This window comes from Hyphomonas sp. (assembly GCF_041398465.1).
Lineage (GTDB): Bacteria > Pseudomonadota > Alphaproteobacteria > Caulobacterales > Hyphomonadaceae > Hyphomonas.
In genome coordinates this window covers 118,687-135,079 of sequence record NZ_JAWKUS010000005.1, presented here as the reverse complement: position 1 = coordinate 135,079, position 16,393 = coordinate 118,687, and the positions used below count along the sequence as shown (strand labels likewise).

Genomic DNA, 16,393 nt, shown 5'->3' with positions numbered 1-16,393 from the left:
GACGTCGCAGCTTGCTTCAACGCCCTATTGCGAAGCCGGTCTGGCCAACCGATATAGCGCGGCCAAGGCAGAGATGAGGCAAACCATGGACAAGGCGGCGGTTTATCGCGACCTGAAAGCGGAAATTGAAAGCGTTGTGACCGGCGAAACCTCGGTCACGGCCCGCTATGCGACCGCCAGCTGCATTCTGGCGCAGGCCTTCCGGCCCCGTTTTTTCTGGACTGGCTTCTACATCGTGGACCCGCTGAAGGAACGCGAGCTTGTCGTTGGTCCGTACCAGGGAACCCTCGGCTGCCTGAGAATTCCCTTCGGCAAGGGAGTTTGCGGACATGTCGCTGCCACGCTCGAGCCGATCATCGTGCCGGATGTGCATGCCTTCCCGGGGCATATCGCCTGTGATTCCGCGACCAATTCAGAGATTGTCCTGCCAGTGTTCGACAGGGACGGGCAGCTGGCCGCTGTTCTGGATGTCGATTCCACGCAACCGGATGCGTTCGACGAGGTCGATCGCGAAGGACTGGCTGCGATTTGCGAGATCCTACTCGTCGCCTGATTTCGGTACCGTCGTCATCAGGGTCGCCTCGTACGGCGCCTGCGGAGAAGTGGCCCGGGTCACGGCGTCAATCCGATCGATCAGGTGCTCTTCGAGGATATCAAGTTTGCGGGCACGCACTCCAGCGACCGTGAGAATTTCATGGTCCAGCACCTGCCACTCATCCGTGTTTGCGTCATAAGCAGGCCATTCTGGCAGGCCCGGCCCGTTCGGATCACCGGCGCGGGCAAAATTTGTCCAGTAGGCCTGCATCGTTTCGGCCAGCTTTTCGTCCTTGTCCGACATGGGAAGGAGCGGGGAAGGTGAGCCGAACACAAACGGGATTTCCGATCCATGATAGGCGCCGATGGATTGTGCGCGGGTCGGCGTGGCGCGGGTGAAGAAGTACATCCAGGTCGGATGACCGGACGTGGCGTTGGCTTTACCGAGGAAGCGCATATGGACGCCAAACATGTCGTCGCCGAGCATGTCGGCGGCCCCTTCATCCCACGTCGCCATCTTGTCCATGCCATAGAGGGCTTCGAGCGCTTTGGCCGGGTTTTCTCCAAACACTTCGGCAAGGCGCTGCTCACGCTCATCGAGCGTGCCGATGATGTTTCGCGACAGCACTGTGGGCGATTGGAAGCCGTTGTAGAACAAGCTGCCTTCGTCCGCATTATAGCCGGCCAGAACGGGAACTTTTGGCGCATCACCAGAGCGGATCGTCGCGCCGATCGTGTCGGTCAGGACTTTTCCATCCACGTTCGGCTCAAAATATCCGACCAGATCCGTGCGTTGTTCGGCACGCGTGATGATCGATGCAGCGGGGATTGAGCGGAGTTCTGCCGCGGTCGCGGCCTTGCCGACGAAAGTACTGAGGAATTCTTCGCCGACCTCTTCTGCACTGCGTGACCCGGGTAGGGGAGCTTCATCGAGATACTTGGCGTTGTAGCTGCTGGTGCCGCTTTCAAGGATGGCTTTGTGATAGAGCCCGTCGGCCATCGATGTCGCCATCAGCTCACTGACGGATTGCGCGCCGGCACTTTCGCCAAAGATGGTCACGTTGTTCGGATCGCCACCAAAAGACCGGATATTGTCACGCACCCAGCGAAGGGCCGCGACCTGGTCCTGCAGGCCATAATTTCCGGAAGTGCCTGTCTCTTCGGTCAGGGCCGGATGGGCCATGTAGCCGAACGGACCGAGCCGGTAGTTGAAGGTCACCAGCACGACGCCATTCTCAACCAATGCATTGGCCTGATAGAGATCTGAAGAACCGGCGCCGGCCTGGTGCCCACCGCCATGGATCCAGACCATGACGGGCAGCAAGGTTTCGCCACCGACATTCGATGTGCGGACGTTGATGAAGAGACAGTCTTCCGCTTCGGCCGGAGCCGGCATCGCAGCTAGGTATTTCTTGGCAGCAAACCTTTTCCACCATGGCAAGCCGGCCCCATCAATGACACCGTCTACGAACCCGTTCATGCCCTTGCGGGCTTGAATGCATTCCGCGCCATAAGTCCGTACGTCGCGCGGCATGGCACCCCACTGGGGCGGCAGGCTTGGCGCAGCCCAGCGGCGGGCGGAAGCATATGGTATGCCGTTGTAGACCTGGATATCGGAATTGTCGGCGTCGATGCCGCCCAGAACAAGGCCCTGATTGATCCTCAGTGGTTCCGCCAATGCCAGCGGCTTCGCTGGGGCAGTCAGACTGAACCAACCCCATGCGCCTGCCGCGATCAGCAGAAAAAACAGAATGATACTAAGGCGTTTCATGCAATCTACCCGACCCCGCATCGTGCAAAGAGTATACCAGTCGATGCGTGGGTGTCACCGAGTTGTCCGTCCGTTTAAACCGGAGAATCCCACCGCCGTGTTAACAAGGACACAAGATCGCCTGTGTGGGGAAAAGCGGCGGGGCTGCCCGCACCATAGTGAGATGCTGTGTGCCATCGGTGATATTTGTTCTTGAGATGCTGAGTGTTCAGCTGAATGGGCTGCCTGGCGCCTCTACGGCATTGAAAAACAGGTACTATTTGTTGGTTGGCTGTGCGCTGGTCAAACTGGCTGAGGACTGGCGCTGTTTGCTGAGTTGGGCGGTATCGAACCGCAATGCGGCTCTGATGACTGCAGAATAGGCGCTGGACGGCTCCACGCAGGTTATCCCGCCTGGCGCACACGTCTTGGGTGAGGCGGCGCGGAGGCGCTCATCTGTCAGGGGAACAAAGCCTGCCGCTAAAGGATTCCTTCTGCCCGGAACGGGCGCGTGGTAAGCAATTCCTGACACAGGAGACCAGCTTCCCTGTGGCGTGCCATCGACTTGTAGTCCGGGTGGTTGAGCGTTGTGATGAAGGCCTTCCGGTCTGGAAAGAACATCACCATGACGGCATCCCAGTCGCCATTGCCGATGAAATAGCGTTCAACTTCTCCCATCAGCAGACACCGTCCTCCGACCTCGGCTGCAGCTGCGCCGAATGCGTCCGCATAACGCTGGTAGGCGATGCTGCCTGCTTCGTCATTGCCGTATTCGGGGTCTTCTGGTTGGTATTCTGCTTTCACGCGGAATTTCAGAATATTCACCTGTGCGATAGGGCCATCGAACGGGTCGTCGCGGAAGGCTCGGAACTGGTCGGCGGTGGGCTGAAAAGCAGGCATGGTCGGTTCCTCTTTGCTGTTACTTGGCCGGACGCAGGTTCGGGTGCTGCGTCAGGAAGCGTTCGGTGTAGAAGAGTGCGGCCGCATGCAGGGCATGTTGCACCTCCAGGGTGCCGTATTCGAGGAAATCGGTATACGGCATTTCGAGAACTTCGATCTGTTCATTAGGGTCCAGCGATTGGGAGCCGGTCAAACGGCAGCCTAGCGCAAGATAATAGTGCAACCGGTTGTTCTGGGTGGCTGGATTGGGGTAGCAGGTGCCGACATGATGCATCTCCTGTGCGGAATAGCCCGTCTCCTCACGAAGTTCGCGCGCGCCGACCGCAGGCCAGTCTGTCTCGCCTGGATCTGAAACACCACCCGGCAAGCCGAGCGTGAATACGCCAGCCGCGTGCCGGTATTCCCGGATCAGAACGACGTTTCCGGAAGCCGTCAGTGGGATGACGGTTACCCATTCAGTCAACTCCGTCACATGGTAGGTTTCGACGATATGCCCGTCGTCACGCATGCAGCGATCGGTGCGCAGCCCCATGAACTGATCGCGCAAGACTTGCTTCGATGAGAGAATGGTCCAGGGCTTCATGTCATTTCGCCATGGCCATACGAGCGAGCTTCGCGAAGAGCAGGAGCCACGGCGCGGCGTAGAAGCAAAGGTCAAAGATATCGACTGGCTTCTGCAGACTTCCCCCGCCAAGCATTTTGAGTTTCTCCCAGATATGCGGTTCCGGGAAAAACGGTGCGAGACCGAGTGTCAGGCAACCAAAGACCGCAAGACTCCATGGGATTTTGTCGAGCAATTCCATCATGGCTGATCCTGGCCTGGAGCTGTTTCATCTGCCCGTGCTTTCAGGTGGCGGTCCAGGAAGTCCAGCCGTGTCTTCATCTGGTGCGTCTGAAGTGCCTCGCCGCGAATGCCGTGACGTTGGCCGGGGTAAGTCATCAGTTCGAACGATTTCTTCTCCTGTTGCAGGGTGGCCATAAGACGCGTTGAGTTGTCGAAGGTGACGTTGTCGTCAGCCATGCCGTGTATCAGCAGAAGGGGGGTGTTTAGGTTCCCTGCAATCGGCAGGACATTGGATGCTGCATAGCCGTCTGGATTTCTTTCCGGCGTGCCCATGTAGCGTTCCGTGTAGAATGTATCGTAGAGGCTCCAGTCGGTGACCGGGGCGGACGAGACCGCCGCAGCGAAGGTGTCCTTCGGAGCCTGCAGGATCGTCATCAGGGTCATGTATCCACCATATGATCCGCCCTGAATCGCGATGCGACCGGCATCGACATAGGGTTGAGCTTTCAGCCAGCTCACGCCGACAAGCTGGTCCCGAACCTCCGGGCCGCCGGTCCGGTGATAGATGACGTCCTCGAACTGACGGCCGCGATTGTCGCTGCCGCGATTGTCGAGGCGGAAGACGATATAGCCTTGCCCTGCCAAAAACTGATCTGAAAGGCTGCCCCATGCCCGCTTTACCGTCTGCACGTGGGGGCCGCCATAGACCTCGATAATAGCGGGATACTTCTGGTTGGGATTGAAGCCTGGTGGCTTGAGAAGTGAATAATAAAGATCTTGCCCGTCTTCCGCCGTCAGGGTCCCGTACTCCGGTACCATGTGGCTGGACAGGTAGGGTGCATACGGATGGTCTTTGTCCAGCGCATTTTCTTCAATCCAGCCGATCAGGCTTCCGTCGATCTGATAGAGTCCTGTCTGGGGTGGTTGAGCAGGAGATGACGAAGTTCCGATAAAGCTCTGCCCATCGGGGCTCAGCTTGATATCCCAGAACCTTCCGGCTTCAGTGATGCGGACGGGCGGTGCGGTCTTGTCTAGCGGCACGCTGTAGAGATGCCGCTCCAGTACGGTATCTGCATACCCTGTATAGAATAGCGTTTTGCCATCAGGTGAAACGGTTTCGATGGAGTCGAGCACCTGATCGGGTGGTGTGATGATGTCTGTGTCGCCATGTCCGTTCGGCGGTATCGCAATGGCATGGCGCATGCCTCCGTCTTCAGTCGTCAGGAGAATCCGGCCGTCTGGCAATTCACGAAAATCCTTGGATAGGTTTACCCATTTGGAGTTTTGCTCCGTATAGGGCGACCAAATGCGCCAGGGTCGGGAGTCTGTGCGATTGTACGTGATCTCAGTCTGATCCCGGTTGACAGTGAGGAACCATAGACTTGAGGTGGTCCAGTAAACGCGGGCCAGATAGCTACCCGGACCGGTTTCATAAATCTTGTCGGTACGCTTTTTCCTGAGGTCATTCACATAGACAGCAACCCTGGCATTCGGACGCCCCGCGCGCGGGTAGCGCTGCTCGATGACTGTGACTTTGTCCGCTTCGATGTCGAAGCGGGGGATGATTTCCACTTCACTTTCGTCAACTTCGGTGAAAGCCACATAACGTTCATCCGGGCTCCACCAATAACCTGTGAAGCGCTTCATTTCTTCCTGTGCGACAAATTCCGAAACGCCGTAGCTGATGGCGTGTTCCGGATCCGCTTCCGGAGTCAGCCGGGTTTCTTTCCCCGTGGCGATTTCAATGGCGTAAACTGCACCATCGCGCACGAAGCTGACATAGGTTCCACCCGGCGAAACGCGAGCATCGTATTCGAACGCGTCACTATGGGTCAGTTGTCTGATCATTGGTCCATTTGGGGTCAGGGTGACAAGATGAAGGTCACCCCCAAGCGGTATGAGAATTGTGTCATTTACGCCCCAGCTGTAATCGGCAATTCCGATCGTACCCGAAATGCGCTTGCGCTCTCTTAGCGCTTTTTCTTCTTCGGACAGCTCGACAAGATTTGGTTCCAGCAGCAAGGAGTCGACCAGCATGCTCTGCTTGCCGGTTGCGACGTCGTACTGCCAGAGATCGAACCGATTCTGCTCATTCACGCGTGATTTGAGAAAAGTCACACGTGTTCCGTCGGGGGAGTATTTGACCATCCGGGCGGTTGGTCCGGACAGGGAGGGCGAGGCATAAAGGCGGTCAAGCGGCAGGGTGTCTGGCGCGTTGGTCAATATTTTGGTCTCCAACGTATTTTGCAGCGGATCGGCCATCGAAGGGACAATCGCAGACACGGCCACAACGATGACGGTAAACAGGGTGTAAATGGCGGGTCTCATCGCGGGGACCCTAGCCGTGCATACTGGCATTTGTCATCCGTTCGTGCCCGTGAAACCAGCGACTTGCCTTTTTTTCCATGCGGACTGCATTCGCCCTCTAGCCAAGCGGAGACCTCACAATAAAGTGAGTTCCATGATGAATGGGGTGGGATTGTTTCAGGAAGCAATTACCCTGGTCGCTCCAGACCGAGGCGGCAACGACTTGCTTCGTGGTGCTGACCTGATGCGCCGCGCCGCGGATTCCGGCCATGTTGCAGCAGCGAACTATTATGGCGCAATGCTCCATGCCGGGCGCGGTGTACGGCAGGATCTTGTCGCCGCCCGGGCTTACTACCACCAGGCGGCAAGCGCAGGGCTTCCTACCGGTCTGTTTAATCTTGGATTTATGTGTTTCCACGGGCTCGGCGGGCCGAAAGAACACGGCCGGGCCCGGTTTCTGTTCCTGCGGGCTGCCCAGCAGGACGAAACGGACGCGATCACCTATCTCGGTCTGATGCTGATATCCGGGCAGGGTGGATCAGCCGATGCAACGGCTGCCCGCAACTGGTGGAGCCGCGGCGCTTCGCTGGGCGACAGCCGGTGCGCCTTCAATCTTGGCATTGCCAATGCTGGCGGTCATGGCTGCCCGCAGGATTTGGTCAAGGCATGGCGCTGGTTCCGGCAAGCCGAACGACTTGGGAATACCGGTGCCGCTCGGGAACTTCGTCGTCTGGAGCGTGCCATGAGTACCGAAGAGCAGGACCGGGCGTTCCGCCGGGCCAGCTGACGGAAGGGGGCCCGGAAAGCCATGGCCTTTTTCCTGATGAAGCTCGTGCCTCCGCGGCGGACTTTCCCAGCTGATGCCACCGCGTCTGAACTGGAAGCGATGGACCGTCATTCAGACTATATCCGCCACCTGATCGACACGGGTTCCGTGTTTGCTGCCGGTCCGGTCATGGATCCGGATGGCACCTGGGGTGTTGCGATCGCCGAAGCAGACGATGAAGCCGACGCCCGGGTTCTTTGCGACCACGACCCCGTTATCCGTGCAGGGCTCGGTTTCCGGTGGGATATCCTTCCCATGGCGTCCCTGCTGGCCCCGGTTCGCTGACGGCGGGCACCTGCGCGCTTGATTTTATGGGGCGAGTGCGTAACTCAGCGGCGACATAACTTCCGCAGACAGGATTCTTCCGCCATGGCCGGACCTCAATACGTTTACCACATGCAAGGGCTCACCAAGGTCTACCCGGGCGGCAAGAAGGTGTTTGAAAACATTCACCTCTCATTCCTCCCCGACGCCAAGATTGGTGTGGTCGGTGTAAACGGTTCCGGTAAGTCTACACTGCTGCGCATCATGGCGGGGCAGGACAAGGAATTCATCGGCGAGGCCTGGTCCGCTGACGGCGTGAAAGTCGGCTACCTGCCACAGGAGCCGAAACTGGATGAGAGCAAGACGGTGTTCGAGAATATCGCCGCTGCTTGTCCGGAAAAGCAGATGTTGGACCAGTTCAACGAAATCTCCGGCAAGCTGGGCGAAGACTATTCCGACGAGCTTATGGAGCAGATGACCGAGCTGCAGGAGAAGATCGACGCCGCAGACGCATGGGACATCGACTCCAAGATCCAGATGGCTATGGAGGCCCTGCGCTGTCCGGATGATCATGCCGACGTGACCAAGCTGTCCGGCGGCGAGATCCGCCGCGTCGCGATCTGTGCCCTGCTTCTGTCTAAGCCGGACATGATCCTGATGGACGAACCGACCAACCATCTCGACGCCGAGACGGTTGCCTGGCTGCAGAACTACCTGATCAACTTCCCGGGCTGCGTCATCCTCGTGACCCACGACCGTTACTTCCTGGACGACATCACGACCTGGATCCTCGAACTCGACCGCGGCCGCGGCATTCCCTACCAGGGCAATTATTCCGACTGGCTGGAACAGAAGGCCAAGCGGATGGAGCAGGAGGCGCGCGAAGAGCGCGGCAAGCAGCGCTCGCTGGCCAAGGAACTCGAATGGGTTCGCTCCAGCCCGAAGGCTCGCCAGGCCAAATCCAAGGCCCGTATCCAGTCCTATGAGCAGAAGGCCGCCGAAGCTGAACGCGAGAAGGTCTCCACCGCCCAGATCCGCATTCCTCCCGGTCCGCGCCTCGGCAACGTCGTCCTTGAGGCCGAAGGCCTGCGCAAGGGCTTCGGCAACAATCTCCTCATCGAAGACCTCGACTTCAAGCTGCCGCCCGGTGGTATCGTCGGCGTCATTGGTCCGAACGGTGCCGGTAAGTCGACCCTGTTCAAGATGATCCTCGGCCAGGAAGAGCCGGACGCCGGCACGCTGCGCGTCGGTGATACGGTGAAGTTCGGCTATGTCGACCAGAGCCGCAACAAGCTCGACGACAAGAATAATGTCTGGGAAGAAATTTCCGGCGGGACCGATGTGATCGATCTTGGTGGCGTGGAGGTAAACTCGCGCGCCTATGTCGGCGCCTTCAACTTCAAAGGCTCTGACCAGCAGAAGAAGGTCGGGCTTCTCTCGGGCGGTGAGCGGAACCGCGTCCACCTCGCCAAGATGCTGAAGGAAAGCTCCAACGTCCTGCTGCTGGACGAGCCGACCAACGACCTCGATGTGGAAACGCTGCAGGCGCTGGAAGAGGGCCTCGATGCGTTCCCGGGTTGTGCCGTGATTATCAGCCACGATCGCTGGTTCCTCGACCGTATGGCCACGCACATCCTCGCCTTCGAGGGCGACAGCCATGTCGAATGGTTCGAGGGTGATTTCTCGTCCTATCTCGAGGACAAGAAGCGCCGTCTGGGCGAAGATGCGGTGAATCCGAAGCGCCTGAAATTCAAGAAATTCGCGCGATAGGCGAAATTTATCTGTCCCTGACGTCGCCCTTGGCGCAATTCGGTGCGAATCTTGCGTAAGGACGGGGCGTCAGGGAGCCCGATATGACGACAAGTGCTTCGCCGAAACTTTCGGTCGTGATCACGAACTACAATTACGCCGCCTTTGTTGCGACGGCGATCGAGAGCGTCCTGTCGCAGGATATCGAGATCGAACTCGTGGTTGTCGACGATTGCTCGAAGGACAATTCGCGGGACATCATCCGTTCCTACGGCGACCGGATCATTCCTGTCCTTCAGGAAGTGAATCAGGGGCATGGCGGCGGCTTTAACGCCGGATATGCCCGGACGACGGGCGATCTGGTCATGTTCCTCGATGCGGATGATTTCCTGCTGCCCGGTGCCGGGAAAGCCATCCTTTCAAATTATGACCCTGAAATTGGCATGTATCTCTACCGGATGAACTATGCCGATGAAGCGGGGAAGCTCGGAGGTCTGTTCCCGCCGCCGCAGGTGCCGTTGGCGGATGGCGATGTAGCCGCGCAACTGCGAGAGATGGGGCATTACTCAGGTACGATCACCTCCGGTCTCGTATACACCCGAACAGCATTGGAACAGGTCATGCCGATGGATTCGGAGACGTTCCGGCAGGGCGGCGATGGCTACCTGTCTGCAACCGTGCCGCTTCATGCTGTCGCGAAAGGCTTTGATCAGCCGATTTCGGCCTACCGTCTGCACGGCTCCCAGCATTCTCAATTTGCCAAAGCCTACGCAAAGCGCGCCCGCTGGCGCATCGGTCACCAACAAGCGTGCTTCGCCTGCATCAGGGACCATGCAGCCCGTCAGGGTCTGTCGACCGCTGATGATCTGGGTGAGCGCGATGCCGGGCACCTGCAGGAACGGCTCGTCTCCCTGCTGTTCGAACCAGAACTCCACCCGGTAAAAGCTGATACGCGTGGGAGCCTGCTGCGAAAGCTGCGCGCAGCCAATAGAGAGCGATTTGGCAGCAAGGCTTTGCCGCGGAATGTCTGGTGGGTCCTGATCGGTCTGTTGCCGGGCGGCGTTGCCCGTACCGTGCTCTCATGGAAGATCGATGTCGCGGCTCGTCCTGCCTGGATGAACAGTCTTGGGCGCACGCTACGCCAGCGTCTCGGAATCGTTACAGGTTAGAGCACACGATAGCCCTTGTCCTCTGCCGCCTGTCGGCTAGGCTCACCCCTTGAACGTGAAGGGGTATTCGGCATGAGAATTCTTGTGACAGCTTCGCTGATGGCATTGGTGTTGGGCGGTTGCGGTGGACCACCCGAGCCTGCCGCTCAGGAGGAACTAGCTGTGATACCATCCTATGAAGCGACCGGCATTGTCGCCAAAACCCTTCCGGAACTTGCGGATGACCTTGCAGCAGGAACAATCACTTCGGAAGAGCTGACACAGGCCTATTTGGACCGGATCGCTTTGCTCGATCGGGACGGCCCCCGCCTTCAGAGCATCATCTCGCTGAACCCCAACGCCCTGCCGCTTGCCCGGGCCAGCGATCAGCGCCGCAAGAATGGTGAAGCGCTCGGTCCCCTGGATGGCGTCCCTGTTCTGCTCAAGGACAATATCGAAAGCCTCGATCCGATGCCGACAACAGCCGGCTCTCTTGCTTTGAAAGACAACATCACAGGGCGCGATAGCCCGCTCGTTTCCGGACTGAGGGCGCAGGGGGCGATCATCCTCGGCAAGACAAATCTAAGCCAGTGGGCCAATTTCCGCGACAATGACTCCATGAGCGGTTGGTCCTCAATTGGCGGACAAGTTCGCAATCCGCATATGCTGGATCGTAATCCATGCGGGTCCAGCTCAGGTTCTGGCGTGGCAGTTGCGGCATCGCTTGCGGCGGGTGCGGTCGGCACCGAAACCAATGGGTCGATCATTTGTCCATCCAATGTCAACGGGATTGTCGGGTTCAAGCCCACGGTGGGCCTGATCTCACAGGAAGGCATTGTGCCCATCTCACCATCACAGGACACGGCTGGTCCGATGACGCGAACAGTGCGCGGTGCCGCAATGATGATGAATGCGATGGACCCAGGCGACGAGGATTACACGATAGGTCTGTCAGCAGACTCTCTTAAAGGTATGCGAATTGGTGTGCTGCATTTCGCCGAAGGCTCCAACAAGGACATCAAGGAGAAATTCACCGCGGCGCTGGCAGTCATGGAAGCGCAGGGGGCGACCCTGGTTGACATCGATGCGTTTGAACCCGCAGCGGAAAACTTCTGGGACAGCACGCTGCCGCTGCTGGAGTTTGAATTCAAGGACAGCCTCAACGCATACTTGGCCACAACACCCGAAACGGTAACGACAAAATCGCTGAGAGAGCTTATCGCCTTCAACGAGGTCCATGCGGATGAAGAAATGCCCCTGTTCGGGCAGAGTCTCTTCATCGACTCAGAAGCACGGGGTCCGCTGACCGATCCTGAATATCTCGGTGCGAAAGCAGCCGTGCGTTTCTCCACACGTGAGCAGGGGATTGATCGTCTGCTTGCTGACTATGATGTGAATCTGCTCGTTTCACCTTCCGGTCCCATTTCGCCTCGTATCGATCCGGTCAATGGAGATGTATGGCCGGAATGGGCTGGTGCCGGCTGGTTGGCCGCCCAAGCAGGTTACCCCCACCTTACGGTGCCGATGGGCAATGTGCATGGTATTCCCGTCGGTATTTCATTTATCGGGTCTGCCGGCGATGATGCGGCAATCATCGCCTATGGCTATGCTTATGAACAGGCGACGCAGCTGAGGCCCGATCCGCATTACCTGACGAGTGCGGAAGAGCGGCCGGAGATTTCTACAGCATTGACGAAGTAGGCGGGCTCACCTGGAGGATAGTGCCTTCAGGGCGGCCAGCACCGCTTTGTCTCGGCCGTAGATGTCATTCAGGTAGGTGACATCCCCGCACGAATTGCTGGTTGCCGTCATGTATACGACGTAGACCGGGACGAATTGATCCAGGTCGACCCGAGTTTCCTCTCCGGAGTTCACGACTGTCTCGATGGTCCTGCGGTCCCAGCCTGGCACGTCTTCGAGGACCCACGCGGCCAAATCCAGCGGGTTCTGCACGCGGACGCAACCTGACGAAAAGGTTCGTTGTTCGGAGTCGAACAGGCTCTTGTCGTTTGTGTCGTGCAGGTAGACGTTGTGCGAATTCGGAAACATGATCTTGACCTGCCCGAGCGCATTGTTCGGGCCGGGTGCCTGGCGCAGGCGATAGGGAAAGGTCTCAGGAGAAATCGTGCTCCAATCGATCGTGTCAGGTGAAACCTGGTGGCCCTGCCGATCCAGAACCTGATAACCCAATCGTTCGATTGCGCCCGGATCCCGCTGGAACTGAGCCAGCTTGTCCTTCCGCGCGATGCTATCCGGAATTTCCCACCACGGATTGAAGATGATGTACTCGATCTTGTCAGAGAAGATGGGGGTCTGGCGTTGAGCCATTCCGAATATCGCGGCATAGCTTGAGGTCGGGGTTTCTTTCTCGAAGGTGGTCACATCGAAACTGGCGATATTGGCCAGTACCGACCTGTCACCGAGGTCATGGGGTAACCAACGCCAGCGCTCCAGATTTACGCGGAGCTGTTCGATGCGCGCAGTATGCAGCCGAACTTTTCCGGGATCGGTTTCGGCGTTCATCGCTGCTTCCTGGCGCGCTAATTCTCGCCGCAGGGCAATATAGGAGGGGTGTTGTGGCGCGAGCAGGCTCAAGGCGGAGACGAGTGCATCTGCGCCCTTCTGGCTTACTGCCGCATACATATTCACTTCGGCTATGTCGGGTTCTGTCCGGGGGTGTAGGGTTTCCTGATCGAGATACCCGCGTGCCAGATGGGTCGCGGCCAATTGCCAAGCCTGCGCCAGTGCGGCGCGCTGGGCCTCCCCGGTTAGCGCTTCGGCTTCTTCCAGTCCGTACACCGACAGCGGAAGCCCGTGCTCGGGCATTCGCCGAATGGCGTCGATGAGGATCGCAGCTTCAGCGGATTCCTGCTGTCCGCGTTCAGTCTCTGAAACCGGCACTGCGCCTACTGCTTCCGGTATGGGGGGCGGGGCCGGCGGCGGTGTTTGTGTGCAGGCTGGTGTACAAACGGCGAGCGCTGCGAGCAACGCGGCCGAGGGACCGATCCGCCGAATTTGCATGACTTGAGCTCCGGGAGGAATCCCTTCTTAGAAGCGGTTCTTCAGCGAAATCACCTTTGTGATCAGCCTCGCTTCCTCTTCCGTGATGGTGAGCAGGCTGATCAGCTTCTCAAGGAATTCCGCTTCCGCCGGGACCAGCACTCCATCCGCGAGGGAAATGTCGAGGCAGTGTGCGAAGACCGCGAGGTGCATGTCTTTCGGCAGGGCCTCACAGGCTTCGCCCAACCAGTCTGGCCGGTCGGCACGGCGCTTGAGGACAACGCGATTCACCTGAGCCAGTTCATTCTGATCCAGGTTCTTCAGGGTGCGGGAACGCCGGGAAAGTGCCCGGATTTCTTCTTGCTCCTGTTCCGCGATCCGGCCGTCTGCGAAAGCGGCGGACAGAATTAGGCAGAGAAAGGCTTCCGGTATGGTCCAGTCGTTCGGATGGTCCGGAAACTCCGTGACCAGTTCCTGCATGTTGAAGCCTGATTTCTTTTCGGCAGTGATCGGGCCGAACAATGCCGGGGAGGTGTCTTGTGGATCGCCCATTGGCGGATACTCCTGCTTCGATGGCTATTGAGGCAAACGGCTGGATCAATCAGGCCGGACAGGCGCCGGAACCGGCGGCCAGGCTTCGACATCGGATTTCAATTCTGCCAGTGCCTCCCGACGTTCTGTGAGGGCGGTAATGACATCGTCCAGCCATTCCACATTGTCCGGCAATTCTTTCAAGCGGCGGGGGGCATTCGCCCGGCTGGGCTGGGCCAGAAGGTCGGCAATGTCCTTTTCCAGCGCCTTGGATTGTTGTTGCAGCTGAACGATGCTTTGGAAGCCAGCGTAGCTCGCAATGGTCGCTTGTTGCTGCGCAATCACCTGGTCGCGGTTTGAAACTTGGGTCTCGAGCTTTTTCATTTCTGCAGCTTGGGTTGCCAGCTTCTGATCTGCCTCTACCAGCTGAGCGCTCGTGTTCGAAAATACCATGAACAGCGCGACCACTGCTGCGGCGAGGACACCGGCCAGGAAGATGACCATGATCAGGAGCCGGGCTTGTCCGCGCTTGGCTTCCTTTACTTGGCCGGCGAGGGCCATCATGTCGTTATGAGTGGGCACGGACTGGAACACTTGCATGTCCGAATTGTCGGGGGATTGGACTGTTGGCACCGTCATACCCAGTTTTCCTCATTCTCAATGTTCGTAAACGTCAGGAGCATTTGAGCACTCCGTAATGACCGTAAAAGGCATTCAGATCATTCCAGACAGGATCCTGCGGGCCAAGCGTGATCTCCCGATTGCAGCGCTGGATCACCTTCTGGCCTTGTTGGAGCCTGGCCGCCAGATCAACGTCTGCCTGCAGGTCATCGAACCAAACCACGCGTTCATGGTCGCTCACGTCTGCGAGCGCTTTCAGTCCATTGGCGAATTCGTTTTCAGCAGCTCTCAGGATACTGCGCCATTGGGTCTGGGAGGCCAGGTTGTAGGCGCTGACATCCATCGATTGGGCCTGCTTCAGGAAGAACATGCCTCGAAGGAGACTGGCTTCCGGCTCGCCTGATCCAGGACAACGGGCAACGGCGCTTCCGTCTTTCACCGTCTTGCCGCCCTTCAGAATGGTCGCCAGACAGGCTTGCCGGTTGTACGCCCGGCTCCGTGCATTCAGTGACACAGCGCGCTCAGCGTGTTCGAGCGCATTTTTCTGCCAGCCGTCGGGGTGGGTAATCGTCTCGGCTACGCTCATCATGTAGTTGGCTTCGGCCGCCTGCATCCCGTTCAGTCCGCTTTCTGCGGCACGCAGTGCGGTGAGCGCGGCCGCAAAGTTCCCCTTGTCGAACTCTTTGCGACCAATCTCGTAGCGGACATCGGCGGAGACATCCCCTTCGGCATTTGCTTGCTTGAGCGTTTGCAGCGCGAGGTCCGGTTGCCCGCAGACATCATAGGCGGATGAAAGCGACAGGATTGTGGAAATTTTGTCTGCGCCTGTGAGTCCCGGAATGCCCGCCTGGTATGCCGGGATTGCCAGAGTACACTGCCCGGTGTCTTCGTATGCGTCGCCCAGCAAGGTGTAACGCGCAGGAGTGGGAGCAAGATTGATGGAGTCCTGCAAAGCACTTGCGGCCTGCTGGGAAAGTGCCAAGCGCTCTGTCGATCCTGGTGCGCCGGATACTTTGGACAGAGACAGGAGTGACGTGCCGAGGTGTTCGTAGTCTCCTGCGCGCTCGGCTGGTGTTCCGGATGCAGAGAGTGTCACCGCATTCCGGTACGCAGCCACTGCACTTTCCAGATAAGTGCGGGTGCCGGCCGGGTCGCGTTTTGCGAGCGCCTGATATACGGCGCCCATGCCTCGATTGGCGGGTAATTGGAACCGGTCGGTGTCCAGCGTATCGCGATAGTCGGTAATCGCGCCCAGTGATGCTTCGATCGAGGGAAGGGGATCAGCCTTCACCAGGTCTTCCTTGACGCGCTCTGCTCGTTCAAAAGAGATTTCAGCGAGTTGGTCGGACGCGGCCGCTGCATCGTCTGGGCACGCACTCACAAGGCGCCTCAGGTCTTCGACATAAAGATACTCACGCTCACGGCCGATCTCGCTGTTCACGCGCCACCGTGTGTCGAGAATCTCGCAGCCAAGGCGTGCAGCTTCCGGCGCTTCAGAAGCCGGCGGAATGTCGACAGAGATCGAGGAAAGCAGGGCAGCGGCGTCGGTCAAGCAGCTGTTTCTCGTGCCGCAGCTCGCGTTCCCGGTTCCGCTATTGGCGACGCCGCGCAGGGCCCGGCTGCGTTCTAGCATCCGACGCAGGATGAAGCGCTTATTTATAGCGACCTGGGTTGCGCTGCCGGTCGTGCTGACCTGGTTGTCCTGCTGCGATGTGAGGGACTGGTCCAGCAGGCTAAGTGCCATCTGACTGCAAGCGCCAGGGCTTGCGCAGAGTGCACTCGCGGAACCTGCAGCCGCGATGGCATTATAGGCGCTGGCAGCATTGAAAAAGGCGCTTGCTCGCTCGATGCCGCTTCGGGATGGATCAGCGGCGGCGGAGCTGCCGCTGCAGGTTTGCGCCATCGCCTCTGCTCCGGTCACCGGAACAACAACCGTTCGGTCGAAGCAATCACCCAGATTTGACCAGGTATTTGCCGAA

Annotated in this window: 15 protein-coding genes; 6 read left to right on the top strand and 9 right to left on the bottom strand. The window is 58.7% G+C overall.

Translation table 11 applies throughout. The annotated features are described in order from the left end of the window. Window positions 1-85 precede the first annotated feature (85 nt). Entirely contained in the window at window positions 86-553 is a 468-nt protein-coding gene (locus R3C98_RS15675) for a GAF domain-containing protein (protein ID WP_371315015.1), read from the top strand. Here the strand turns inward: R3C98_RS15675 and R3C98_RS15670 are convergent. The 5 genes from R3C98_RS15670 to R3C98_RS15650 all read right to left on the bottom strand — a co-directional run bounded on the left by R3C98_RS15670 (window position 539) and on the right by R3C98_RS15650 (window position 6,296). Further along, window positions 539-2,305 (bottom strand): carboxylesterase/lipase family protein, encoded by a 1,767-nt coding sequence (locus R3C98_RS15670; protein ID WP_371315014.1) that lies wholly within the window; start codon window positions 2,303-2,305, stop codon window positions 539-541. The genes R3C98_RS15675 and R3C98_RS15670 overlap by 15 nt on opposite strands. Window positions 2,306-2,764: 459 nt before the next feature. Beyond that, window positions 2,765-3,184: a DUF1330 domain-containing protein gene (locus R3C98_RS15665; protein ID WP_371315013.1), complete on the bottom strand. Its 420-nt coding sequence runs from the start codon at window positions 3,182-3,184 to the stop codon at window positions 2,765-2,767. Window positions 3,185-3,203: 19 nt separating this feature from the next. After that, window positions 3,204-3,767, bottom strand: coding sequence for an NUDIX hydrolase (locus tag R3C98_RS15660; RefSeq protein ID WP_371315012.1), 564 nt, complete (start codon window positions 3,765-3,767; stop codon window positions 3,204-3,206). Between the two features lies 1 nt (window position 3,768). Then, entirely contained in the window at window positions 3,769-3,990 is a 222-nt protein-coding gene (locus tag R3C98_RS15655; RefSeq protein ID WP_371315011.1) for an RND transporter, read from the bottom strand. After that, a complete protein-coding gene (locus tag R3C98_RS15650) occupies window positions 3,987-6,296 on the bottom strand; it encodes a DPP IV N-terminal domain-containing protein (RefSeq protein WP_371315010.1) in 2,310 nt (769 codons plus the stop codon). The genes R3C98_RS15655 and R3C98_RS15650 overlap by 4 nt, the downstream gene beginning before the upstream one ends. 133 nt (window positions 6,297-6,429) lie before the next feature. On the opposite strand from R3C98_RS15650, the gene R3C98_RS15645 reads away from it, so the two are divergent. The 5 genes from R3C98_RS15645 to R3C98_RS15625 all read left to right on the top strand — a co-directional run bounded on the left by R3C98_RS15645 (window position 6,430) and on the right by R3C98_RS15625 (window position 11,963). Then, a complete protein-coding gene (locus tag R3C98_RS15645) occupies window positions 6,430-7,062 on the top strand; it encodes a tetratricopeptide repeat protein (protein ID WP_371315009.1) in 633 nt (210 codons plus the stop codon). A 21-nt stretch (window positions 7,063-7,083) separates the two neighbouring features. Next, the gene (locus R3C98_RS15640; protein ID WP_371315008.1) at window positions 7,084-7,386 is read left to right on the top strand and encodes a YciI family protein; all 303 of its coding nucleotides are present in this window, start codon (window positions 7,084-7,086) and stop codon (window positions 7,384-7,386) included. Between the two features lie 84 nt (window positions 7,387-7,470). Then, window positions 7,471-9,135 (top strand): energy-dependent translational throttle protein EttA, encoded by a 1,665-nt coding sequence (gene ettA, locus R3C98_RS15635; protein ID WP_371315007.1) that lies wholly within the window; start codon window positions 7,471-7,473, stop codon window positions 9,133-9,135. An 83-nt stretch (window positions 9,136-9,218) separates the two neighbouring features. Further along, window positions 9,219-10,283 carry a glycosyltransferase family 2 protein gene (locus R3C98_RS15630; protein ID WP_371315006.1) on the top strand — a complete coding sequence of 355 codons (1,065 nt, stop codon included), beginning with the start codon at window positions 9,219-9,221 and terminating at the stop codon, window positions 10,281-10,283. A gap of 15 nt (window positions 10,284-10,298) precedes the next feature. Continuing rightward, window positions 10,299-11,963 carry an amidase gene (locus R3C98_RS15625; RefSeq protein WP_371315005.1) on the top strand — a complete coding sequence of 555 codons (1,665 nt, stop codon included), beginning with the start codon at window positions 10,299-10,301 and terminating at the stop codon, window positions 11,961-11,963. Window positions 11,964-11,969: 6 nt separating this feature from the next. On the opposite strand, the gene R3C98_RS15620 is transcribed toward R3C98_RS15625, so the two are convergent. From R3C98_RS15620 to R3C98_RS15605, 4 genes are all read right to left on the bottom strand, one after another. Further along, a complete protein-coding gene (locus tag R3C98_RS15620; RefSeq protein ID WP_371315004.1) occupies window positions 11,970-13,163 on the bottom strand; it encodes a murein L,D-transpeptidase in 1,194 nt (397 codons plus the stop codon). 147 nt (window positions 13,164-13,310) lie between these two features. After that, window positions 13,311-13,814 carry a tellurite resistance TerB family protein gene (locus R3C98_RS15615; RefSeq protein WP_371315003.1) on the bottom strand — a complete coding sequence of 168 codons (504 nt, stop codon included), beginning with the start codon at window positions 13,812-13,814 and terminating at the stop codon, window positions 13,311-13,313. A 45-nt stretch (window positions 13,815-13,859) separates the two neighbouring features. Next, window positions 13,860-14,432, bottom strand: coding sequence for a hypothetical protein (locus R3C98_RS15610; protein WP_371315002.1), 573 nt, complete (start codon window positions 14,430-14,432; stop codon window positions 13,860-13,862). A 34-nt stretch (window positions 14,433-14,466) separates the two neighbouring features. Continuing rightward, window positions 14,467-16,317, bottom strand: coding sequence for a tetratricopeptide repeat protein (locus R3C98_RS15605; RefSeq protein WP_371315001.1), 1,851 nt, complete (start codon window positions 16,315-16,317; stop codon window positions 14,467-14,469). Window positions 16,318-16,393 lie beyond the last annotated feature (76 nt).

Excerpts from the sequence above, each read along its gene's own strand:
- R3C98_RS15670 (WP_371315014.1), bottom strand. The coding sequence starts at position 2,305 with ATGAAACGCCTTAGTATCATTCTGTTTTTTCTGCTGATCGCGGCAGGC.
- R3C98_RS15675 (WP_371315015.1), top strand. The coding sequence starts at position 86 with ATGGACAAGGCGGCGGTTTATCGCGACCTGAAAGCGGAAATTGAAAGC.
- ettA (WP_371315007.1), top strand. The coding sequence starts at position 7,471 with ATGGCCGGACCTCAATACGTTTACCACATGCAAGGGCTCACCAAGGTC.
- R3C98_RS15645 (WP_371315009.1), top strand. The coding sequence starts at position 6,430 with ATGATGAATGGGGTGGGATTGTTTCAGGAAGCAATTACCCTGGTCGCT.
- R3C98_RS15630 (WP_371315006.1), top strand. The coding sequence starts at position 9,219 with ATGACGACAAGTGCTTCGCCGAAACTTTCGGTCGTGATCACGAACTAC.
- R3C98_RS15640 (WP_371315008.1), top strand. The coding sequence starts at position 7,084 with ATGGCCTTTTTCCTGATGAAGCTCGTGCCTCCGCGGCGGACTTTCCCA.
- R3C98_RS15650 (WP_371315010.1), bottom strand. The coding sequence starts at position 6,296 with ATGAGACCCGCCATTTACACCCTGTTTACCGTCATCGTTGTGGCCGTG.
- R3C98_RS15615 (WP_371315003.1), bottom strand. The coding sequence starts at position 13,814 with ATGGGCGATCCACAAGACACCTCCCCGGCATTGTTCGGCCCGATCACT.
- R3C98_RS15605 (WP_371315001.1), bottom strand. The coding sequence starts at position 16,317 with ATGGCGCAAACCTGCAGCGGCAGCTCCGCCGCCGCTGATCCATCCCGA.
- R3C98_RS15655 (WP_371315011.1), bottom strand. The coding sequence starts at position 3,990 with ATGATGGAATTGCTCGACAAAATCCCATGGAGTCTTGCGGTCTTTGGT.
- R3C98_RS15660 (WP_371315012.1), bottom strand. The coding sequence starts at position 3,767 with ATGAAGCCCTGGACCATTCTCTCATCGAAGCAAGTCTTGCGCGATCAG.
- R3C98_RS15610 (WP_371315002.1), bottom strand. The coding sequence starts at position 14,432 with ATGACGGTGCCAACAGTCCAATCCCCCGACAATTCGGACATGCAAGTG.
- R3C98_RS15665 (WP_371315013.1), bottom strand. The coding sequence starts at position 3,184 with ATGCCTGCTTTTCAGCCCACCGCCGACCAGTTCCGAGCCTTCCGCGAC.